Source organism: Vibrio sp. MarTm2 (assembly GCF_027587055.1).
Taxonomy (GTDB): Bacteria; Pseudomonadota; Gammaproteobacteria; order Enterobacterales; family Vibrionaceae; genus Vibrio; species Vibrio sinaloensis_D.
Map to the genome: position 1 here is coordinate 83069 of NZ_JAPPTK010000009.1, position 22399 is coordinate 105467.

Annotated in this window: 16 protein-coding genes; 8 read left to right on the forward strand and 8 right to left on the reverse strand. The window is 48.1% G+C overall.

Features of this window, described 5'->3' with window-relative positions; all coding sequences use genetic code 11:
- Positions 1-19 precede the first annotated feature (19 nt).
- The 4 genes from recD to OH458_RS16235 form a co-directional block, all read right to left on the reverse strand.
- Entirely contained in the window at positions 20-2113 is a 2094-nt protein-coding gene (recD, locus tag OH458_RS16220; RefSeq protein WP_269979118.1) for an exodeoxyribonuclease V subunit alpha, read from the reverse strand.
- Complete coding sequence (gene recB, locus OH458_RS16225; RefSeq protein WP_269979119.1) at positions 2113-5733, reverse strand: exodeoxyribonuclease V subunit beta; 3621 nt, start codon at positions 5731-5733, stop codon at positions 2113-2115. The genes recD and recB overlap by 1 nt, the downstream gene beginning before the upstream one ends.
- Positions 5734-5997: 264 nt before the next feature.
- Positions 5998-9444: an exodeoxyribonuclease V subunit gamma gene (gene recC / locus OH458_RS16230; RefSeq protein ID WP_269979120.1), complete on the reverse strand. Its 3447-nt coding sequence runs from the start codon at positions 9442-9444 to the stop codon at positions 5998-6000.
- 155 nt (positions 9445-9599) lie between these two features.
- Positions 9600-10577 (reverse strand): TDT family transporter, encoded by a 978-nt coding sequence (locus tag OH458_RS16235; protein WP_269979121.1) that lies wholly within the window; start codon positions 10575-10577, stop codon positions 9600-9602.
- A gap of 104 nt (positions 10578-10681) precedes the next feature.
- Between OH458_RS16235 and OH458_RS16240 the strand changes: the two genes are divergently transcribed.
- The 8 genes from OH458_RS16240 to OH458_RS16275 all read left to right on the forward strand — a co-directional run bounded on the left by OH458_RS16240 (position 10682) and on the right by OH458_RS16275 (position 16959).
- Entirely contained in the window at positions 10682-11584 is a 903-nt protein-coding gene (locus OH458_RS16240; RefSeq protein WP_005471506.1) for a LysR substrate-binding domain-containing protein, read from the forward strand.
- 124 nt (positions 11585-11708) lie between these two features.
- Positions 11709-12014 carry a YebG family protein gene (locus tag OH458_RS16245; RefSeq protein ID WP_038139926.1) on the forward strand — a complete coding sequence of 102 codons (306 nt, stop codon included), beginning with the start codon at positions 11709-11711 and terminating at the stop codon, positions 12012-12014.
- Positions 12015-12154: 140 nt separating this feature from the next.
- A complete protein-coding gene (locus OH458_RS16250) occupies positions 12155-12907 on the forward strand; it encodes a copper homeostasis protein CutC (RefSeq protein ID WP_269979122.1) in 753 nt (250 codons plus the stop codon).
- 67 nt (positions 12908-12974) lie between these two features.
- On the forward strand, positions 12975-13751 hold the full coding sequence (gene ppk2, locus OH458_RS16255) for a polyphosphate kinase 2 (protein ID WP_269979123.1): 777 nt from the start codon (positions 12975-12977) through the stop codon (positions 13749-13751).
- A gap of 7 nt (positions 13752-13758) precedes the next feature.
- Positions 13759-14682, forward strand: a complete 924-nt coding sequence (locus tag OH458_RS16260) for a LysR family transcriptional regulator (RefSeq protein WP_269979124.1) — start codon at positions 13759-13761, stop codon at positions 14680-14682.
- A 210-nt stretch (positions 14683-14892) separates the two neighbouring features.
- A complete protein-coding gene (locus OH458_RS16265) occupies positions 14893-15591 on the forward strand; it encodes a hypothetical protein (protein WP_269979125.1) in 699 nt (232 codons plus the stop codon).
- Positions 15592-15643: 52 nt separating this feature from the next.
- Positions 15644-16318, forward strand: a complete 675-nt coding sequence (locus OH458_RS16270) for a hypothetical protein (protein WP_269979126.1) — start codon at positions 15644-15646, stop codon at positions 16316-16318.
- Between the two features lie 128 nt (positions 16319-16446).
- Positions 16447-16959: a hypothetical protein gene (locus OH458_RS16275; protein ID WP_269979127.1), complete on the forward strand. Its 513-nt coding sequence runs from the start codon at positions 16447-16449 to the stop codon at positions 16957-16959.
- Here OH458_RS16275 and phoU read toward each other — a convergent pair.
- The 4 genes from phoU to OH458_RS16295 are packed head-to-tail and all read right to left on the reverse strand — an operon-like array spanning position 16956 to position 22357.
- Positions 16956-17654: a phosphate signaling complex protein PhoU gene (gene phoU, locus OH458_RS16280; protein ID WP_038139917.1), complete on the reverse strand. Its 699-nt coding sequence runs from the start codon at positions 17652-17654 to the stop codon at positions 16956-16958. The two genes, OH458_RS16275 and phoU, sit on opposite strands and share 4 nt — an antisense overlap.
- 27 nt (positions 17655-17681) lie before the next feature.
- Complete coding sequence (pstB, locus tag OH458_RS16285; RefSeq protein ID WP_269979128.1) at positions 17682-18500, reverse strand: phosphate ABC transporter ATP-binding protein PstB; 819 nt, start codon at positions 18498-18500, stop codon at positions 17682-17684.
- A 3-nt stretch (positions 18501-18503) separates the two neighbouring features.
- Positions 18504-20147: a phosphate ABC transporter permease PstA gene (gene pstA, locus OH458_RS16290; protein ID WP_269979129.1), complete on the reverse strand. Its 1644-nt coding sequence runs from the start codon at positions 20145-20147 to the stop codon at positions 18504-18506.
- Between the two features lie 26 nt (positions 20148-20173).
- On the reverse strand, positions 20174-22357 hold the full coding sequence (locus OH458_RS16295; RefSeq protein ID WP_269979130.1) for an ABC transporter permease subunit: 2184 nt from the start codon (positions 22355-22357) through the stop codon (positions 20174-20176).
- Positions 22358-22399: the final 42 nt, after the last annotated feature.

The window sequence follows — 22399 nt, forward strand, 5'->3', positions numbered from 1 at the left end:
CCAGGGATGGTTAAGCGCCTCACTCACTCAGACGCTTTATTAGACCACTCGCCCGTTCAGTTTGAACTCGAATACCTCGCTTCATCACTCGCTCATCGATATACAAACTCAAACGCTTTTTAGCTCGAGTAATACCGGTATAAATAAGTTCTCGAGTCAGTATTGGCGTAAAGTCTGGCGGTAGGATCATTAGCGTATGCTCGAACTCACTCCCCTGAGATTTATGGATCGTCATGGCGTACGCCGTTTCATGCTCGGGCACTCGACTCGGTAACACCGCTTTGACACTGCCATCAGGTAACTCAAAGAAGACTTTCAGCTTGCCCTCTTGTTCATCGCGAATGCACAGCCCAATGTCACCATTGTACAAACCCAGAGCGTGATCATTTCGCGTCACCATCACTGGCCTACCGTGATACCAAAGCTCATCTTGAACTTGAATTAGCTTGCGATTAAGTAACGCTCGCTCAATGCGCTGGTTTAATCCAGATACGCCAAAGTCACCTTCGCGAATCGCGCACAAAAGTCGGCATCGGCTAAAGGCGTCCAGTGCCGCTTTCGCCATTTGCTTGGTCGTTTCAAGCTTACCGGTTTCAGGATGGGGCAATGTCTGCTCAATACGCTTTAAGTAAACACGATACTCACTCACCAAGCTCTGAACCATCTGACTGTAGTGTTGGCTATCAATGGGGAATTTAGCGATGTCAGTAAACTCTTTTTTCCAGACCCAATCCACTTGCTGTGCCGAGCCCGCATTGATCGCTTTCGCTAGTTGACCGATCCCCGAACGAGCGTCAAATCGGTAGCTTTTTTGTAGCATGCATAAGCTATCGGCAATGGTCGCGGCGTTATGATGGCTATGTGCCAAGGTTTGATATCCCGTCAGTTGGCTGATCTGCTGAGCTTGAGCACTGCCATAGCCAAATTGATGGAATGAGCAGATATCACCAAGCACCGCCCCCGCTTCCACTGAGGCCAGCTGATCCTTGTCCCCGAGCAATATCAGTCGCGCATGTTTGGGCAGAGCGTCGACCAATTTGTACATCATAGGCAAATCGACCATTGACGCTTCATCGACAACCAAAATATCGAGGTGTAACGGGTTGTTTTGGTTATGGCGAAATTCAGCGCTGTTTGGCAAAGCGCCCAACAAGCGATGAAGCGTGCTTGCATCGGTTGGAATCGCCTCTTTGAGCTTAGGGTCAACGGGTAACTGTGAGATGGCTTTACCTATTGACTCAGTCAATCGCGCTGCGGCTTTGCCCGTTGGCGCGACCAGTTTGATGGTCGGCACATCGCCAGATTGTTTAGCCTGTTCGATAAGCGCTGCCAGTAATTTGGTCACCGTCGTCGTTTTGCCCGTACCAGGTCCACCCGAAATAACTGCGAATTGACGCGTTAATGCCACCGCCGCCGCCACTTTTTGCCAGTTCACACACGCAGCCTGTGGGACAAGTTCATCGAGCACTGATAATTGCTCGATGGTTCGCACCTCTGCGAGCTTTTGGTCTATGGCAGGCCAATCGATCTGTTCCTCTGCCACCACGTCCAAATGGTCACACACTAACTGCTGCCTTTGAACCGCAGTCAGAGAAGGATAGTTTTCAATACTTTCAAACAAATAGCGATAATTTCTGGCAAACAAATGATTAAGAAGTTCAGTCAATTTTTGCTGTTCAGCGGGCTTTAGGATCATGGGTGTCCCAAAGCTATTTAACCGCTCAGCCAACGTCACTTCGTAATGCCAATAACGATGCAGATAAAGCCGTTCGCCATCAAAGACCAATGGCAGGGCTTGGGCACTTTTTGCCACCCATGGCGAGCTTTCTAGCAATTTGATCCAATCAACACCGACTAACAATGGGGTCAGCGCCATTGCACTGTCACCAAACAAGCCCAGTTTACTCGCCAAGTCGACAGCTTGACCTTCCCCATCAAACAGCGGTAAACAGACGTGTCCTTTGCCCAATTCGCTACTGACCACACCGGATATAAACGCCAACGCTTCATCATTGGATTGAGCGTAAATAAATCGCGCAAACTGATAGTCCAATTGGCGTAATGTACCTTTGTGAGCAAGCTGTTCTAATGTTGAAATGAGTGGTAATGCCATCAGATTAACTCCCCCTGACCTGCACTGTTGTATTTGGTATCAATGGGTAAGCCGTCAATCAAGCGATCCATATCATCGAGAAACTCCAAGCTCGGTTTTGCCGAGAAGATACCATGGCAGCTCTCGCCGTCCATACCACGTAAAAATAGGTAGTAGACGCCACCAAAATGTTGCTGATAGTCGTAGTTGGGCAAGCGGCTACGCAAGAAACGGTGCAGCGCCAATGCATAGATCTGGTACTGCAAGTCGTAACGGTGATCGGCCATCGCGGCTTTCAGCGCCTCGCCATGATAGTAAGAAACATCGTCCCCCAAATGGTTCGATTTCCAGTCCAAGACGTAGTATTTACCCTTGTCTTCAAAGACCAAATCGATAAAACCCTTGAGCATCCCTTGTACGTTTTGAAAACCGAGATCCCCCGCTTTTGCCGAGAGCGGATCGTGACGTTGAATAACGCGATTTAAAGCGGGAGCTGACAGCACTTCAATCGGCAGTAAAAACTCCATCTCAACCAGTCGTTGTGATGGCTTTTTCTGGTTCAAGATGATCGATTTGCCGTCCAACGGTGTGGCTAATACGGTATCAATCAGCGACTGCAAAATAGGTAACCAACTTGGGTCTAATTGCTCACTCTCCATTAACGTGATGATTGCTTGTTGATTCTCTTCACTGCTGGCTGGCTGAGTAAATTCAATCTCTTCAAATAAGCTGTGCAAGAACGTCCCCGGCCTTGCGCCACGTGGGAAGGTAAAGATCGTTTGCTCAGGTTCTAAAAACTCGTCTTCATCTTGCTCACCGGATGAATCCACATCCAGACGCATCAAGTCACTTAGCGCGTCATCACCATGGTGACTGTGTCCTTGCTTCACTAAGCCAGAATAACTGGTGATCCGCCAGTTTCGGTCGATACTTTGCGCCAAGGTGCGAGCGTGAAGCGTCTCGGTTTCTGTCGCCACAACGTGCAACGGCGCCTCATGCTCATCAGGTAACCCAGTGCAAACCACCGGCTCCAACGCTTCAACCTGAGCTTGAATCGCTTGCGCCAAATCATTGATTCCACCTTCTTGCCCGTCTTGAAGAAGATAACCCATCGCACTGTGGTGAACACCTGTTGGCTCCTTGGTTGAGCGTCCATTTCTCAGCGGTGCCGCGCCAATAAAACAGCCATAGACCGCGCGCGTCAATGCAACATAAATCAAGCGGAGATCCTCCGCTAAACGCTCTTTATCCGCTTGCTTGAGGGATGCTTCATGCTTGGTGATATCGAGAATGGTTCTGTCTTGAGTCGCGTCGTAGTATTTGGCCTCGCTTGCTCCGCGGTAACTGAGCACAAAAGGCAAAAAGACTAAGTCATATTCCAAACCTTTCGACTTATGAATCGTCACAATCTGGACGAGGTTACGTTCAGATTCTAAGCGTTGGATTTGGTCTTCGCTGCCCCCGAGCCCGTTTTGTGCATCGCTGATCGCTTGCGCCAACCAACGTAGTAACCCATGGTCACTGTCCAGTTCTGTACTGGCTTGCTGCAACAATTCGCCGATGTGCATTAAGTCGGTCAGGTTACGCTCACCGTTGTCTTCTTCGAGAAGTCGTTCTGCAATGTGACGTTTGCTCATCACACTGCGCAGCATAGGTAGCACACCTCGCTGAACCCAAAGCTTACGATACTCTTTGAACTCATTGATGGCGCTTTCCCACTCATTTTCATCGTTGTTGAGCTTGTCTAGGGTTCCGGCATCTAAGGCAAACAGTTCAGACGCCAAACTTGCACGCAGCGCCCGATCATTTTCAGGCGTCAGCACCGCTTGCAGCAAACGTTGTAAGTCCGCCGCCACCACCGAGGTGAATACGCTGTCTCGGTTAGAAAGGTAGACACTGGCGATCCCTTGTTTCGCCAATGCCTCTTTCACCATTCGTCCTTCGCTGCCAGTTCTCACCAGCACCGCAATGTCGCCGGCTTGAACTGCATGCGCTCCTTTACCATCTTCAAAGTGAGCTTCACCAATTTGCGCCGCTGAAAGAATGGTTTGAATTTGGTCCGCCGTTGCTTTCGCCATTGCCGACAAATATTCCCCTTTTGGCAGTGGCTTTTCGTCGGCATCTTGCAGCCAATACGTCAGCGCGGGTTGCTTTTGGCCTGCCATAGTCCAAACCCTTTTTTCAGCGTTTGGACTGTGGTTAACAGGAAGAAAGGGAATGTCTTGGTCGTAGATAAATGGGCTTGTCGGCAAAGAGAAAATTTGGTTGACCGCCGCAACCATATCCGCGCTCGAACGCCAGTTAGTGCCCAAGGTGAAATGGGAAGAGACCTGATTTCTTGCTTTGATATAAGTAAAAATATCAGCGCCGCGGAAACCGTAGATTGCTTGTTTCGGATCACCGATCATAAACAAGCCACACTGAGGATGTTCGAGGTAGATACGGCTAAAAATGCTGTATTGTAGTGGGTCGGTATCTTGAAACTCATCAATCATCGCCACTGGATACAAGGTGCGAATTCGCTCAGCAAGTAAGCCCATTTCATCACCGTCTATCGATGCCGATAGCTGGGTGAGTAAATCGTCAAATGACAGCCACTGCTTCTGCTGTTTCGCGCTGGCAAGCATTTCACGGCAATGTTCAATCGCATGCGCCAAAATCGGCGCTTTTAAGCTGATTGGATTGGCAAGAAAAGCGTCAATCGCGATAAAAGTATCGTGCTGTGGCGCACTGCCTTTCGGCGTTTTTTCTATTAATGCGGTTTGGGCAAACTTTTCCAGCTTATCAGGATAGTCATAACTGACCGTCTCAGTGCTGGCCCAGACATTGACGGCCTCTAGCCATGCCGGCAGCGACTTTTTGCTGTAGCTACGCTTATTGATGTCAGACTCACTGATCAACGCTAAATAGTCATCTTGTCCAGATCGCCACTGCGCTTTAAGCGCATCAATCGCCGCAAGGTTTTGTTGATGAAGATCCGCTAAGCTGCCCTGCATGGCCTTCACCGACAATGCAAGCGGCGCTCCGGTGAGGTAATTGGACACTTCCGACAGCAATGCAGCTGGCGATCCCCAAATTCGGCGCACTTCACCTGCCAATTGAATCGGCAGAGGATAAAAATTACGTCGCCAGTAGTCGGCAACAATTTGCGCTTTTAGGTGGCTTTCATCGGTCACAAACTCGTTGTTAAACCGACTGCCAGATTCAAAGGCGTTTTGAGTCAACATTCTTTGGCAAAAGCCGTGGATGGTGTAGACCGCCGCTTCGTCCATCTGCCGTTCTGCTTGCAGTAGAATGTTAGCCGCCTGCTTGTGATCGTCAATCTCCTCAAGCAAGGGCTGAATCACAGGGTCATGACTTTGGCCTCGGGCAAAGGCTAATCTAGCATCATGGATTCGCGCTCGAATTCGATCTCGTAGCTCCGCGGTTGCCGCCTCGGTAAACGTCACAACTAAGATCTGATCGACCGTTAACGGAGTTTGATGTTGAGTTTCTGAACTACCGTGCCCCAATAGCAACCGCAAATAGAGACCCGCGATGGTAAAGGTTTTACCTGTACCCGCAGAAGCCTCAATCAGACGTGCGCCATGAAGAGGAAAAGTCATGGTATTTAGCGGAGTCACCATAGACGATGCAGCCATAGAATATTTGCCCTTTGAATGTAAAGCCGACAACCAACTGTGATCCCGGCTTAAAAATGCGACTTATTAATAAATATCCTTTAAAAGTGAGAGTTTTATGCGATCCCTCTCACAGCAGAATATTATTCTAACCGTTAGTATGCGCCCCACGTGTTGAGCAGCCATCTGTGCTGCAAGAGACCAACCGAATCATGGTCCCTCTGACCTGTGGCCGTACAGCGAACGCCCTACACTATAATGATTTACTGGCGGCCACCTACTTTCTTATTCCAACTCATCATTTGATTTCACCATGAGCCTTGGTGCTTGAATCACCCTTACTGATATGTCTCGAGCTTTGGTCGCCAACTCTTCGTTCCAAGCGGGCCAAATCCGGGAAATGTATGCATTGTTGCCTTCACCAGTCGCCATATAACTGTCGTTGAAGACGTCCGCCATTTTCTTGCGTGACTTTTCTTCATCGTCCACCCAATTCCCTCGACTAAACCCAGCCTCAATACAAGCCAATGCCGTTTTCGGGAAATAGCACAAAGGCTCGGTCATCCCTTGGTAGAACAGGCCAATGAGCTCGGCCAGCAGAGCTTTCGCTTGCTGCGCATCTTCCATTGCTGGGTAGACTAAATGCACCACGCCTTCTTTGCGATCGTACCCGATCATATGCGTTCGTTTAGCATGCCCCATTGCAGACATAGCAAGGTGATCAATCCATGCCGACAGGTAATCTTGTGAGCGGATTTGACCACTGCGAAAACGAATCAGCCCCGACTGATAAAGCTGGGTAAGCCAACCAGTAAACAGCACGGGCTTGTTCTCTCCTAACACATCAAACTCAAGCTTGACTTCAAGATCGTCAGCGGCAGATTGGCACAAGAAGCCAATCTTCTCGACCAACTCTTCGGTTTGGACGCGATTGGTTTCAAACTCGATATCGCCAAATGCGCCAACGGGCAATTTGCCTTGCGCACGTTGCGTAGCGATAAATTGCTCTATCACGGTTTGACTATCTTGTTGCGGCTCTAATAACGCAGCTAGCAAGCTGTCTCGAATTTGGTAGCTCTCTAGCCCTCCAAGCACGAATGGCTCATCATCTTCCATAACAGGTAATGGCGGCTCAAACATCACTTTTAGACGGCGGTTAAAGAAATATTGCACAGGCAAGCGCCAGAAACGCTGCAACTCAACGAGATCCAGCTCCAGTGGGTAAGTGGCATCCAGAAGATAATCTTCAAGCTGGCGATTAAACAGACCGCTTTGCTGCCCCTGCCGATTGGCCGCGGGTAACCACTCTTTCGCATAGCTTGGCTGCGTGCCAATAAACGCGGTAGGGCTGAACGGCACCATCGAATGATGGGAGATTAAGGAAGCCAACAAACGATCACCCGATTCATCGCACGCCAGTGCCTGATCGCCTTCTAAGCAGTAATTTTGATGGCAATACTCCAACAACTCAGACACCAGCACTGAAGGGACGCGCTCAGTGTTGTCTTGAATCGAGCGTCCCACATAGCTGATGTATAACGTCTGCTGCGCAGAGAGCATCGCTTCTAAGAACAGATAGCGGTCATCATCTCGGCGAGATCGATCGCCGGGCTTTGCGCGCCCAGTCATCAAATCAAAACCTTCAGGTGGCATTGAACGCGGATACACACCGTCATTCATGCCCAGCAAACAGACGGTTCTAAACGGTATTGAGCGCATCGGCATCAAGGTACAGAAGTTTACTTGACCCGCTAGGAAGCGCTGGCTCACTCTGGTCCCCGAAAGCTTGTTTTGCAAATACTGAGTGACAACCGAAGGGGTTAGATCATGTTCAAACGCGGCGTCACTTAATTGTTCTTTTAACGCCGATAACGTATCGCGAATAGATTTTAATGCGACTTCACCTTCTAATTCTACCGAGAAGAAATCATCGAGCAGATGCGTTAAGGTTTCCCGCCACGCGTCAATCGACTGAGTCAGGCTGAGTTGCTTCCGGTATGCCCCGATACACTGAATAAAGTGCGCCAGTTTCCCTGCCAACTCAGCACCCATTCCTTGCACTTCGTTATAGGGTGCAAGCGCGCCATTCGCACCATTAAACAACCCCGCTGATTCAGGCATTGCGTAGCCAAGCAGCATACGCTCGATACCAAACTGCCACGTATTTTGCTGAGTGTCTGGCAACTCAAATTCGCGCCCTGTGGCTCTATTTAGCCCCCAGCGGATCCCCGACTCCTCGACCCACTGCTTAGCCTGAATGAAATCATCTTCCGTCAAACCAAAACGAGCCAAAATAGCGGGCGTTTCTAGCAACTCCAGCAGTTCAGAAGCGAGACAACGTGTGTTGGGTAAGTTCACCAGTTGCATGAAAGCGTTGAGAATGGGGCTCTCTTGATCGGCGGTTCGGTCAGAAATAGAGTAAGGAATAAAGCGCTCACCCGGCGCATTACCAAACACCGCCTGAATCGCAGGACTGTAAGCATTGATGTCTGCCACCATCACGATGATATCGCGTGGTTTTAGCGTTGGATCCGCATCAAACATCCCTAGCAACTGATCATGAAGCACTTCCACTTCGCGCATTGGGCTATGGCAAGCGTGCAAAGATACGGAGTTGTCCCCACCAATCACGATTTGCTTATGTTGGCTGGTTTCAAGCTGCTCGTCGTCTTGATGCTCTTCTAGGTTGAGAATGTCCGCTTGCAGTTGATGGAGCAAAGAATTTCGCTCGACATCAACAAAGGCTTCAATCTCGTTCGATTCAAGTTGCGATAGTAAGTACATGTTGTCGCGGCCAAGTTTGCCCATGGACGCCAACAAACTGTTGCCGACAACGTCAGTGTGCAGCTCATCATCTAGGTTATCGTCAATGCCGCCTTTTAGCTGTGCAGACTCACCTTCCATTTCAGAGTGGTTCTCTTTCCAAACCAGATGTTTACGATGTTTCGCCGCCAAACGCGCAAGGTATTTTCTGTCTCGCACTTCCCCCCAGTAATAACGGCACGGGTTGGTAAACATAAGGTGGACGTCAATGTGCTCGCCAATGGCTTTCAAAGCATCCATATAACGGGGTGGAAGCGAAGTAATGCCGAAGACAAACAGACGCTTAGGCAGATACGAAAAGTCACCGTTATAGTTTTCCAAGGTGTCGATAAAGTGCTCGTACAGGTTGGCGCGATGGTAAGGTGATTGGTCTAACGCAATGGTATGGTCATACAGCGCTTGCCACAAAATGGGCTGCCATGGATGTTCCTCTTCCAGTTCAAGAACAGGCTGCCCTGCTTCCCAACTGGCGATCCACTCGGGTCGATAGACCAAATAGCCATCAAAGATATCGGCAATTTTTTCGGACAATTGATAGAGCTTGCTGCTATCTTGATCCTTGTCCAAATAGCGGCTCAGCGGTTCAAATTCCGCTTGTGTCAGCATGTCAGGCAAGATGCGCATTAACTTCCAAGTCATCGCTTCTTTATTAAAGGCACTGCGCTTGGGAACATCAGGTAACACTTCAGTAAACATGTTCCAGATGAAGGTCGCTGGCAGCGGAAACTCGATGTTGGCAGCAACACCAAACTCTTTGGCAAGCTCCATCTTCAGCCACTGCGACATACCCGGACTTTGCACCAGAATTTGCTCGGCTTCAAAAGGGTTTTCTAGTGGATTGAGTCTGACCAGCTCAACGAGGAGTGACTTTAAAACATCGACTTGATTGGAATGGTAAACAGTAAACAAAATGTACTCACGCTGATCTTGCCCTAATTAGGATTGAGACTAGCACAAGCAAGACGGTTAGCAGAGCACTATAAGCGTATGATTTGGCTCGAATCAAAATAGCCGCTCAACCCTTGAACAAGTTGAGCGGCAAGTAAGATCCTACGAATGCTATTCTAAGGGCGGGCAGTCAAACCCAAAGCCTGACTGACTGGCCGATAAAAGGCTAAGTAACGCAGCGCCACGTAGCTCACCACCGCGGTCGCGATGACCAGTTCAAACCCAGCAAGCCAGTGAACTTGGCAAACATACTCTGCCGCTACGCCAACGTGTTCCATCCATGCTGCAAGTTTATAGAGGGCCGTTGAGCCGATCACCATTGGGAAGGTAAACGCCGCATAGCCAGGACTAAATGGCAATCTCAGTAGTTTAAAAAAGGCCAGGTAGATGATCGCGGTCATTAGTACCGCAATGCCAAACAACAGACCCACGATCACAGGTGAAGGCTCGCTACTCACTGTTAGATAGCCCGCTAGTGATAAGCTTGCAGGCGCCGCAAGAATTGCCATTGTCGGTTTAGCAGCATCAGGAATTTCCTGACTGAACATAAAGCGATAAATCATCATGGGTAGCATGACCGCATACGCCAACATACCAAACATCAAGGCACCATTAGCAATACCGCTCAGTGCAGGGTTACCTGAAAACGATACATCGGCAACGATAATGCCTACCGGTGGTACAAACCAGCTCGGAACCATATGGTGTAGCTCAAAGTCCTTAGCGCGGTGGTAAAGAAAACTCACCAAAAAGACAACGTGTAAACCAACGGCCACCAGCCACAGTCCATCTCCTAGCATCGGGTGAAAGTGCCCTAAAGAGTTAGACACCACCATGGTGCCCATCGCGAAGGTCGGCACCACACTGCCCACAACAGGGTGCGCTAAATCTTCACGCAACAAATGACGGTGAAAAAGAAATTTAACGGCTAGCACAATGAGCAACACACTCGCTAGCGCGGCTCCTGCCCATTGGGCATAACCATTAAACGATGCGGCGTTTTCCCAACACCAACCTAAACTGGCAATCCCTAGCGCTAAGCCAGCCATTGGGGTTGGCGCACCCATCACTTTTGCTTTTGCTGCTTTAATCATTGTTGCCTCACACACTCTTTGTTTAGGCGTTCAGTTTACGCTTGCCAAACGTTCGAAAACATCTAATTATTTAAAACACTTGTTCAACCAAACTAAACGACTTTATGGCAGCCAATATTTCGCTCAAACAACTCAAAGTGTTTATCACTATTACTCAGCACGAGACGCTCACCTCCGCGTCTGAAGCGCTGTTTCTATCCAAAGCCGCCGTCAGTATGGCGCTCTCAGAGCTCGAGAAACAGATCGGCCACTCCCTATTTGACCGGGTAAACAACCGTCTTATTCTCAATCAAGAGGGGCAGAAGTTACTGCCATTGGCTGATGAGCTTATTGAGCGAGCGCAAGATATTGAGCAACTCTTCGATAACGACCAAACCTTGTCGGGCGAGCTGAAAATTGGCGCCAGTGACACCATAGGCAACCAAGTCGCGCCTTATCTGCTTAGTGATTTTCGCCAACAGACACAACACAGGTCGCAAAGCTTGTTTATCTCCAACTCAGCGTTGATCTGCGAAAAGTTGGTCGACTATGAGCTCGATCTCGCGTTAATCGAAGGGAAGACCTTACATCCGCAATTAATCTCTCAGCAGTTCAGTGAGGATGAAATGTGCGTAATCTGCCCGCCAGATTCCCCGCTCGTGAAACAAACTCACGTTCGCGTGGGCGACTTAGAAAGCAGCGAGTGGATACTCCGAGAGCCAGGCTCGGGCTCAAGAGAGTTTTTCCTTCGCGTGATAGCGCCTCGCCTTGAGCATTGGCATGAGTCCTTTCAGCTCAATACCACCGAAGCATTAATTAATAGTGTTTCAGCAGGGTTGGGGTTGGGCTGTTTGTCGAGGTTATCCGCTGAACCCGCGATTCAAGATGGCCGCGTTGTTGAGCTCAAACTGCCTCTCGATATGAAAAGACGCTACTGGTTACTGGTTCATAAAGAGAAGTATCAAAGCCCACTGCTGAAAACCTTTATTGAGTTTTGCTATCAGTGGCGGAAAGATTCAACAAGTTAGACAGCGCGGGCACAAAGAGTAGCCACTTGGATCTCAGAATCACCGCCTCATCTAGACTTAATTGGTCAAAAACTGTATAAAAAGCCAGTAATGATTTTAATAAATTTTGACTAGAGGACCAACCATGGCTGTAATCGTCAAGTACGTGGTAGAACGCAATGGAGAAGAGAAAATGACTTTTACCTCTAAAGCGGAAGCTGACGCATATGACAAAATGCTTGATATGGCGGATGAGCTGTTCGAGCTACTGGGTAAAAGTGACCTGCTAGAAGACGAAGGCAAGCAAGAAGACTTGGCGATGTTCCTAGCTCAAAACAAAGAAGAAGTGCTATATGCACTTGGAGCGAAGCGCAAGCCAGCTCCGAAGAAAGCAAAGAAAGTTGAAGCAGTCGAAGATACTGCTGACGAGCCGCAAGAAGACGCCGCTTAATCAACCTCCAAAATGCACTCAAGCCTCAGCACTACGCTGGGGCTTTTGCTTTTAGGGAAAGTAAATTCCTCAGCTTTACCCTAATACCTGACACGCCCTCACGCTATGATTGAGACAGTTTCCTGCTACCGAGAATCACGATGAACCATCATATCGAAGTCTGTATCGACAACTTAGAATCCCTCCATCAAGCCATTCAAGGTGGCGCGACTCGAATAGAGCTCTGCTCATCTCTTGCTTTAGGCGGACTCACACCGAGCTTTGGTTTTATGAAAAAAGCGGCGCAGATTTCCACCGTTCCAGTCTATGCCATGATTCGTCCTCGCCAAGGGGATTTTCTTTACGATCAAGATGATATTGATGCCATGCTGCTCGACATTGAAGCTGCGGCAGAAGCGGGCTTACAAGGTATCGTGTTTGGTGTCTTGAACGCCGACGGTACAATCAACATCGCTTTGGCTCAACAAATCATGGACCGCGCTAACCTGTATGGCTTAGGAACAACCTTCCACCGAGCCATTGATCAATGCAGTAATTACCGCGAAGCCATTGAGCAAATCACAACACTAGGCTGTGAACGTATACTCACCTCTGGACTCGCGGAAAATGTTGAACAAGGCATTGATGTGCTCGCAGAGATGGTGCGCTTAGCCGACGGACGTGTCTCTATCATGGCAGGCGCGGGATTAACCGATAGCAACGTGGTTCAAATCGTTACGAAGACTGGCGTGAGAGAGGTTCACCTTTCAGGTAAGTCGACTCGTCGCAGTCACATGGCGCTCGCCGACAGTAAAGCCAAGATGGGTGCTAATAACGTAGATGACTTCACCATTCCGGTTACCTGCGCAGACAAAATTCAAAAGGTCGTAAAGGCTCTCAGTTCTCAGCGGTAATTCTTATCTTACTCGGCTCTAGTGCTAACATATTGATAGTTAGAGCAGCCGCAGTAGGGAGAAGCAGATGGCGAAACTGGATAAAAAGTTTTACGAGAACGAACTCGAGAAGCTTCAAGTCGAACTGGTCAAGCTACAAGAGTGGGTTAAGCAAGAAGGTCTGAAGGTCGTTGTTATCTTCGAAGGACGAGACGCTGCTGGTAAAGGCGGTGTTATTAAACGCATCACCGAAAAACTTAATCCGCGTATTTGTCGAATTGCCGCGCTGCCAACGCCGACCGAAAAAGAGAAAACTCAATGGTACTTTCAACGTTACGTGGCACACTTACCTGCCGCCGGAGAAATCGTACTGTTTGACCGAAGTTGGTACAACCGCGCGGGTGTAGAGAAAGTGATGGGCTTTTGCAGTGATGAGCAATACGAAGAGTTCCTGCGCTCATGCCCAGAGTTCGAACGCATGTTGCAGCGTTCTGGGATTATTCTGCTCAAGTATTGGTTTTCCGTATCCGATGAAGAGCAAGAAAAACGCTTTTTAGGACGCATCAACACCCCAATCAAGCGCTGGAAGTTCAGCCCCATGGACTTAGAGTCACGCAACCGCTGGGCTGAATACTCAGAGGCTAAAGACAAAATGTTCGCCTATACCGATACCAAGCATTGCCCTTGGTTGGTGGTCCCTTCTGATGATAAAAAACGCGCTCGCCTCAACTGCATCAGTCACCTTTTGAGCCAAATTGATTATCACGAAGTAGAATACCCTGCCGTAGAACTACCTGAATTAAACAAAGAAGGGTATATTCGAGCGCCTATTGAAGACCAAACGTTCGTCCCCGAGAAATATTAGGATAGCCATGGCCAAGGATCTGTTTTATAGCCTAGACCTCAATTTACTGCGTACCTTCTTGGTGTTATCGCAAGAGCTCAACATGCGCAAAGCCTCTCAACGGCTATTTGTTTCTCAACCAGCGATCAGTCAAGCCCTGCAAAAGCTGCGTAATCATTTTGATGATGAGTTGTTTATGAAAGTCCCCACAGGACTCGAAGCAACTCCATTTGCGGAAGAACTTGCGGTCGCCATTACCCCTCACTTAGATGGCTTGGCGGAAGCCTTAAATCATAAGAATCACTTTGATCCTGCGGCAATCGACTACCCAATTCGAATAGCAGTCTCTCCAATAGTATTAACCTGCCTATCTGGCACGCTTTATAAACGCATTAAACAACAAGCACCCAATTCAACGCTTGAGCTTATCGGTTGGAATGAATCCACTTTAGAAGAAATACAGAAAGGGCAAACCTTAGTTGGCATTGGTTATGACATTGATACTGTAAACAATATCTCGAGAGCCAAACTTGTTGAACTGACTGGACAAGTCATCGTACGCAAAGATCATCCCCTCACAAAAGATACCGTCTCTGCAGAAGATATGGTTGGCTATGATATAGCCTCCGTCATGACCCCAGGATGGAATGATGACTTTTCTCTTGCTCAGCAGATTATGCATCGCGCAGGCTATGAAGCTAAAGTCGGCTTTAGAAGTGAATTTGTTTTAGCTGCGGTCGATATTATTCAGCATACAGATATGTATATGCCGCATTCAAACCTGTTCCCGATCCAGCACTACCCACAATTGAAAGCGCTGAATGCTTTGGTAAACGGAAACAGTATTCAATACCCCATCCTTACCTACTTCCATTCTAAACATCGCCAAAGCCCGATGACTCACTGGCTTAATGACCTGATCAAAACCGTATTGATCGAACAAATTAGCTAATAAGCAATACTTATATTCAATATCACTACCAGTGATTAGATACAAGATCAGTTATCACGCATTATGACCTCATCAAAAGCAAGGGCTGCTATTTGAATGCGTGATACTGACACTAACCAATCACAACCTGTCAGTAGTTATTTTGAACTCCCTGGACGGATAGTCTTACAAACAGGTCAAATCGGCCTCATAGTTTAATTAGGTATTGATATGAAAAAGAGTGTAATTGCTTTAGTTATTACTGGTTCATTGGCATTAGCAGGCTGCTCATCTTCGGGCAGTGCAGGTTCAAGCAATGGTGATAATGTAGTAGATCGCCCTCAACCTCAGGTTCCTGTAATCCCAGATATCGATAACTCACCCGAATGGGGCCTAGATACAGGTAATAACCCAGACCGTCCTGAACCAGTTGACCCAGATTTTGGATTACCTACACCTTCTATCCCGGATATCGATAACACACCAGATTGGGGCCTAGACACAGGCAACACACCTGACCGAAACCCACCAATGTGGAGTGGCCCAGACAACAGCGGCAACACACCAGACCGTTTACCACCAGTTTGGGGCGGTCCAGAAATGCCACCAATTGATAATGGTCCTGAAGCTAGCTACACCATTTCAGGTAAAACAATTACTGACCAGAATGGCAATGTTTATGAAATTCAATCAGTTAATTGGCACGGACAAGCAATGGTCGTTACAGATAACGATGGTAATGTTTACGAAGTACAAATTGAGCGCCAGGGAATCTATGAAGGTGACTTCACCGTATTCTTTAACGGCCAAGCTATCACAATCGGTCGTGATACGGTCCAAGGTGGCCCCCGTCCACTAATGGAAGGTTCTGACTCTTCCATTGATCGCAACTCAATCCGTGATGCGGTCCGTGCTCGCCTAAACAAGTAATGATCTTTTTGCTCTCAGCTAAATCGCTGAGAGCGCCTTCCTAGGTAATACAATGAAGACTATTTCAATTGCTTGCAGCGCAATGATGCTCTGTGGTTCAGCGTTTGCTGGTATTGATTTATCAATTGAAAAGGATGTCGTCGAACTTGGTGTAACCGCTTCTGTAACCCCAAATACCTATCTGTTCATCGGTGGTGACTCGGACGAATGGGTTGGCATTGGGCTTGGTTACCACACCTTTGTAAACCCAGAGTGGAAGCTCAACGCTTACTATGAGTACGGGCTAGAAAATGATTGGTTGATGGATGAAATGCTTGATGTTGATGGCGTAAAAACGCACACTCACTTTTTTGAGCTCTCAGTGACCCGTTTCTTTGAAGGGTATTCAGTCAAAGCTGGCGTCACCAATGAGTATGTGCGAAACGGTTTCACATGGCTGACCGTGGACAACGCAAACAAGTACTCTGGCTACCTATCGCTCGCGAAATACTTCAATTACCTCTATCTATCCGGAAAATATGAACATCATTATGCCGTGGATAAATCCGATATGATCGATTTCAACCAAGGCCACGCCAATGAATGGGAGCTATCCGTCGGTACGATGCGTCCCATTTGGAAAGTCTACCCTTACGCCCAAGTATCTGCTTTTTCTCCCAACGGCACTTACTATGGTATGCAAAACACTGAGATTAATTGGACTATTGGCGGCAGAATCACTTTCTAAATAGTGATAAGCAAAAATTATTATCGATATAACGTCTGTCAATTATCCATTATCAACAAGCTCAATTAACATAACATCATTAGCTCATGCCACGGAAGGCACCTCATTAGTCTTCAATAGGTATGCACATGAAAAAACTCGCTCTCATCGCCCTTTCACTTTCTAGCTTTATGGCCAACGCGACAACGCTCCACCTCTCGCCAGAATTCAAAATAGGACCTTACGCTGGTTCAGGTATCTCAGGGGCAGGACTACAACTAGGGGTTACCGATGTATTGGGTCTTGATGCGCTTTACGTGAGCTACTCTCATACTGAAGCTGAAATCTTACTCGACGAAGATAAGCTCACGACTTATCGAGTTGGTGGTCAGTACCAGCTCGTTGATAAACCGATGAAGATGGCATTGCAACTTGAAGCCGGGATGGTTCAATACGAAGGTCATCGAGAGTATGTTTGGTCAGATCAATCCAAAAGCGCCGAAGGAAAAGGCGCGAGCATTTCAGGCGCTTGGGTTGTTTTTGTCAACGATAATGTAGGCTTTCGCGTGGGGGCTGATATCAACTATATAGACCAGAAGAACACCTTATTCGGCACTAACTGGTCAGCCATGTTTTCAAGCGGCGTCGTACTTCACTTTTAGCGCAACGCATCATCAATACTTTGTTCGCCCAAGTGGCGAACATCTTTGCCTTTGACAAAGTAGATGATGTACTCACAAATGTTTTGACAGCGATCGCCAACGCGCTCAATCGCACGCGCAGACCACATGACCTGCAAGATATTCGGAATATTCTTCGGGTCTTCCATCATGTAGGTCATTAGCTGGCGAATGACCGCTTCATATTCCGCGTCTATTTTATCATCAAGCTTATACACTTCAGCGGCGGCATCGACGTCCATTCGCGCAAAGGCATCCAGTACTTGGTGTAACATGGCAATGGCTTGGCGACACAAAGGTTCAAGCGACACTTGAAACTGTCGCTCTTTAGAAGATGGGCTTTCTATCGCAACGTAGGCGATTTTCGTCGCAACATCCCCAATACGTTCAAGGTCAGTGATGGTTTTGATGATCGCCATAATGAGGCGCAAATCTTTGGCAGTAGGTTGACGCTTGGCAATAATCCGAGTGCAGGCTTCATCAATCGACACTTCCATCGCGTTCACTTTATGATCATCACGGACCACTTTGCGCGCTAACTCAATGTCTTCTTTGTGCAGAGCTTGCATCGCAAATGACAATTGCTGCTCTACCAATCCGCCCATAGTAAGAACATGGGTTCGAATGGATTCGAGTTCGACATTAAATTGACCTGAAATATGGCGCCCAAAGTTCATTAATTATCCTTAAACCCTATAAGTGTATTAACCGTATCTACCTGTAATATAGTCTTCGGTCTGCTTTTTCAATGGAGAGGTAAAAATAGAGTCAGTATCTGAGTACTCTATCAACTTACCCATGTGGATGAACGCCGTATGGTCGCTCACACGAGCCGCTTGCTGCATGTTGTGCGTGACTATCACAACCGTGTACTTGGTTTTTAAATCGTTGATCAGCTCTTCGATGGTTAGCGTCGAAATTGGGTCCAAGGCGGATGTTGGCTCATCCAATAATAAAACCTCGGGCTCAATGGCGATCGCTCTTGCAATTACCAAACGCTGCTGCTGACCGCCAGACAAACCAAACGCATTTTCGTGTAATCGATCTTTAACCTCATCCCACAAAGCGGCGGATCGGAGCGAACGCTCTACTGCATCATCCAAGACTCGGCTATTTTTAATGCCTTGAAGGCGCAAGCCATAAACAACATTTTCATAGATCGATTTCGGGAATGGATTCGGCCTTTGAAACACCATACCCACTCGGCGACGCAAGGTGGCGACATCAACGTCATTGTCATAGACATTTTTATTGTGCAGTTTTACTTTGCCAGATACCTGACACCCTTCCACCAAGTCGTTCATGCGATTAATGCAGCGAAGCAGCGTCGACTTACCACAACCTGACGGGCCGATAAACGCAGTCACCTGACCTTTAGGGATTCGCATCGAAATATCGGTGAGCGCCTGAGCGTTTTGATAGAACAAGTTAAGCCCCTCGATCGAAATCGAGGTCTGCTCATCGCTCAAATTATTTACATCTAATGGCGGCTGATAGCCCAATGTTTGATCGACTGAAAACATGCTCTAATCTTGTCCTAATGTGCGGTATTTTTCACGCAAGTTATTACGAATACTGATTGCCGTTAAGTTAAGTCCGATGATGACCGTCACGAGCAAGAAAGAGGTCGCATAAACCAACGGTCTTGCTGCCTCAATATTGGTGGTTTGAAAGCCAACATCGTAGATATGAAAGCCTAGGTGCATAAACTTTCTTTCTAAGTGTAGAAACGGAAACTGGCTATCAACAGGCAATGTCGATGCCAATTTAACCACTCCAACGAGCATCAATGGCGCCACTTCGCCCGCTGCGCGAGCAACCGCAAGAATAAGTCCGGTGATAATTGCTGGGCTTGCCATAGGCAGAACGATACGCCACATGGTTTCAAATTGCGTCGCACCCAACGCCAGTGAACCATGTCGAACGGAACTCGGAATTCGAGTTAACCCTTCCTCGGTCGCGACAATCACGACCGGGAGTGTCAACACCGCAAGTGTCAACGCCGACCACAACAGACCCGGAGTACCAAAGGTCGGCGATGGTAACCGCTCGGTGTAAAACAACGCATCAATTGAGCCACCTAAGGTGTAGACAAAAAAGCCCAAACCAAACACACCGTATACAATCGATGGGACACCTGCAAGGTTAATCACTGCCACACGGATGATTCGCGTAAACGCGTTGTTCTTCGCGTACTCATGAAGATACACCGCCGCAATAACCCCTAATGGCATCACAACAATCGACATGATCAGTACCATCAACACCGTACCAAACATTGCAGGGAAAACCCCGCCTTCAGAGTTGGATTCACGAGGGTCGCTAGACAAGAACTTCCACGCTTGCTGCGCCCAATGGCCAATTTTATCCAGCATCGACATCTGATTCGGGTACCAAATATCGAGAATATCGCTCAAAGGAATTCGGTATTGATCGCCATGCATATCTTCAATCACCAGCCCTTGCTCGAGCAGTTGCGATCTCAATCGATCTAACTCAGCTTCCATATCAACAAGTTGCTGGCTGATGATACGGGTCTGTGTGTCGTAGCGGGTGATAAAGGCTTGGTCGAGTTTTCCATTCAACTCTCGTCGACGTTTCTCCAAGCGCAATTGCTCAGCTTGACCACTCAAGACACGAATTTGCTTGGTGACCAATCGTTCAATGTCGTCACGCAGTTCACTTGCAAAAGCCAAACCACGAGTAATATGGGTTAAGTGATCGTCGGAAACCTCTTCACCATGATAATAGCCACGAGGAATACCAAAGAAGTCGCCCCCACGCGTTCGCTCTACCACAGCCCAGCCTTGCGGTCGCGTTGCTTCGAGCAAGTCTAATTCCAATAGTGAAATAAAATCCGCAGGGTAGATATCTCGGTTGGCCACCTTGATACTGAGCCGTTTGACCTGCCCTTTTTCTTCTACCGTCGCTGGCAGAATAATGTCCATCTCTCGCAAGTGGCTTATAGGTACATACTCTTCTGCGTAGAGTTGACCCACTAGACTATCCCCTTGCTGGGTTTGCCATTGATAAAGTGGCGCTGGCCAAAAGTAAGAGAGCCCCTTCCAGCCAATCAGCAATAACAGCCCCAACACAGACAACAAGCTGATGCTCACCGCACCGCCTGTTAACCATATCCAAGGTGAACCCGATTTTAGCCACTTAAACACAAATAACGCTTCCCACAAAAATTCGATTACAACGCACGGTATTTCTCTCTCAATCGTTGTCTTACCCACTCAGCGATTGAGTTCACTGCAAAGGTGAAAATCAGCAAAATTAACGCAGCCAAAAATAGAATTCGATAATGGGAGCTTCCAACCTCAGACTCAGGCATTTCTACCGCGATAGTCGCAGACAAGGTACGCATCCCTTCAAGAATATTCCAATCCATAATTGGTGTGTTACCTGTCGCCATCAGGACAATCATGGTCTCGCCCACCGCACGTCCGAGTCCCATCATAATGGCTGAAAAAATTCCCGGACTGGCAGTAAGTAAAACAACGTGAATGAGGGTCTGCCAAGGCGTCGCTCCCAATGCGAGGGAGCCATCCGACAAATGCTTTGGCACAGAGAAAATGGCATCTTCGGCGATGGTAAAAATCGTGGGAATCACAGCAAAACCCATCGCAAAGCCAACCACCAAAGCGTTGCGCTGATCAAAGTCAATGCCATGCTCTGCAAGATAGACTCGCACATCGCCTGCGAAAAGCCACTGCTCGATGTTGGCACTTTGAGAAAGAATGACGACAGCCAACACGACGATCACTGGCATCAGGATCATGGCATGCAACCCATTGGGAAAACGTCCTACCCAAGCGCGTGGCAACTTGTGCCAAATCGCACCAACAATAACGGTCGACAGCGGTAAGAACAGCATTAAAGCAATAACTGCGGCGAGATTGCGCTCAACGATGGGCGCAAACCAAAGCCCCGCTAAGAAGCCGATGATCACCGTCGGCAGTGCCTCCATGAGTTCAATCGAAGGTTTTACGACGCGGCGCATTTTCGGCGTCATAAAGTAGGCGGTGTAAATGGCGCCAAATACTGCAATGGGCACAGCAAACAGCATCGCAAACGCCGCTGCTTTCAAGGTACCAAACGCTATCGGAACCAAGCTGAACTTAGCTTCGAACTCATCGTTCGCGGAAGTGGTTTGCCATACATACTGTGGCTCAGGGTAGCTTTCATACCAGACTTTCTGCCAAAGCGACGAAACTGAAATTTCAGGAAACGGATTATCAATGCCCGCTAACGAAATGGTCGAGCCTGTAATCGCAACCAGATACTTTTCATTGCTCGACATCGCCGCGAGATCGGGCGCTTTATCGTAAGCACGGTTGAACATCACCAGTTTTTCGCTCGTGGTATAATGGCTTTGCACCGTGCCGTTGATGTAGAAACTGTAAAAACCTTTGCGATACGTATCGGGCAGGAGAAATTGCAGCTCAGATGCCAACTTAAATTCGCGGATATGGGTTAAGTTTCGCTGGCCATCTTCGAGCACATCAAACCATTGCGAGACCAGCCCATCAGCATGACTGACCAACAAAGAATACGCTCCGCTGAGTAGTTTAATGTCGGTCACCGCGTGCTTTTCTTGACCGAGGCTTAAGTCTACGACCTCACGAGTAATAAACTCAGATTCTGTCTTTTTCGCGACCACCAGCTCAGAGCCGCTACGCAGATACAGGGTCGAGCCATCGGGAGTCAATAAAATTTGGTCTAAGTTAGGAAAGGGGACATTGAAACGATAGCGCTGCTCCTGACCTTGTGAGTTGAGCCACTGCACTACCACCGACTCGTCCGCAAAAAAGCCAGCCAAGGTCGGAGAAGTGTCAACAGAAAAACTCAAAGCGGTCAGTGGCGAGGATTCATTGAAGCGTAAAGCCGTCTTAAACGTTTCAACTCTCGGCTTAAAAACACGCGCTTGCCCTTCTAGAGTGCTGTTCATTTCTGGACGAAAGACTCGAACTTCTCCGGCTTCATTGGCAAAGGCAAACCAGCCTTGAGACGCCACCGACTGAGCAAACAATGGAAAGCCTGAAGCGACACTCTGACGAAATTCCGGCGAGTCGGATTGGGTATCTAATCGCCAAAAGTCCACATTGCCGTCCTGCGACACCACAAACGCATGCTCGCCATAATCGTCCACGCCCAGCGCGAGTGATTGAGTGTGGTGAATGTTTTTGTGGGCGATATTTGGGGAAAATTGGGCATCAGCAAACAGAGGCAAGACCATCATCGCCAGATAGACGAAGATCAAAACGAGAGCCGCCAAAACGCCGACTCCTCCGGTCGATACTGCAAGCCGAACAAAACGATCTTTGATTAGTCGCTTACGATCACGTTCTCGCAATGAAAATTCGGCTTTAGCCATTTGTCCCACTTAACTAGATTTGCCCAGACGTATAATATTTAA

Bases quoted from the DNA above. Each gene is read 5' to 3' on its own strand.
- recD (WP_269979118.1), bottom strand. From the start codon at position 2,113: ATGGCATTACCACTCATTTCAACATTAGAACAGCTTGCTCACAAAGGT.
- recB (WP_269979119.1), bottom strand. From the start codon at position 5,733: ATGGCTGCATCGTCTATGGTGACTCCGCTAAATACCATGACTTTTCCT.
- OH458_RS16235 (WP_269979121.1), bottom strand. From the start codon at position 10,577: ATGATTAAAGCAGCAAAAGCAAAAGTGATGGGTGCGCCAACCCCAATG.
- OH458_RS16240 (WP_005471506.1), top strand. From the start codon at position 10,682: ATGGCAGCCAATATTTCGCTCAAACAACTCAAAGTGTTTATCACTATT.
- OH458_RS16245 (WP_038139926.1), top strand. From the start codon at position 11,709: ATGGCTGTAATCGTCAAGTACGTGGTAGAACGCAATGGAGAAGAGAAA.
- OH458_RS16250 (WP_269979122.1), top strand. From the start codon at position 12,155: ATGAACCATCATATCGAAGTCTGTATCGACAACTTAGAATCCCTCCAT.
- ppk2 (WP_269979123.1), top strand. From the start codon at position 12,975: ATGGCGAAACTGGATAAAAAGTTTTACGAGAACGAACTCGAGAAGCTT.
- OH458_RS16260 (WP_269979124.1), top strand. From the start codon at position 13,759: ATGGCCAAGGATCTGTTTTATAGCCTAGACCTCAATTTACTGCGTACC.
- OH458_RS16265 (WP_269979125.1), top strand. From the start codon at position 14,893: ATGAAAAAGAGTGTAATTGCTTTAGTTATTACTGGTTCATTGGCATTA.
- OH458_RS16270 (WP_269979126.1), top strand. From the start codon at position 15,644: ATGAAGACTATTTCAATTGCTTGCAGCGCAATGATGCTCTGTGGTTCA.
- OH458_RS16275 (WP_269979127.1), top strand. From the start codon at position 16,447: ATGAAAAAACTCGCTCTCATCGCCCTTTCACTTTCTAGCTTTATGGCC.
- phoU (WP_038139917.1), bottom strand. From the start codon at position 17,654: ATGAACTTTGGGCGCCATATTTCAGGTCAATTTAATGTCGAACTCGAA.
- pstB (WP_269979128.1), bottom strand. From the start codon at position 18,500: ATGTTTTCAGTCGATCAAACATTGGGCTATCAGCCGCCATTAGATGTA.
- OH458_RS16295 (WP_269979130.1), bottom strand. From the start codon at position 22,357: ATGGCTAAAGCCGAATTTTCATTGCGAGAACGTGATCGTAAGCGACTA.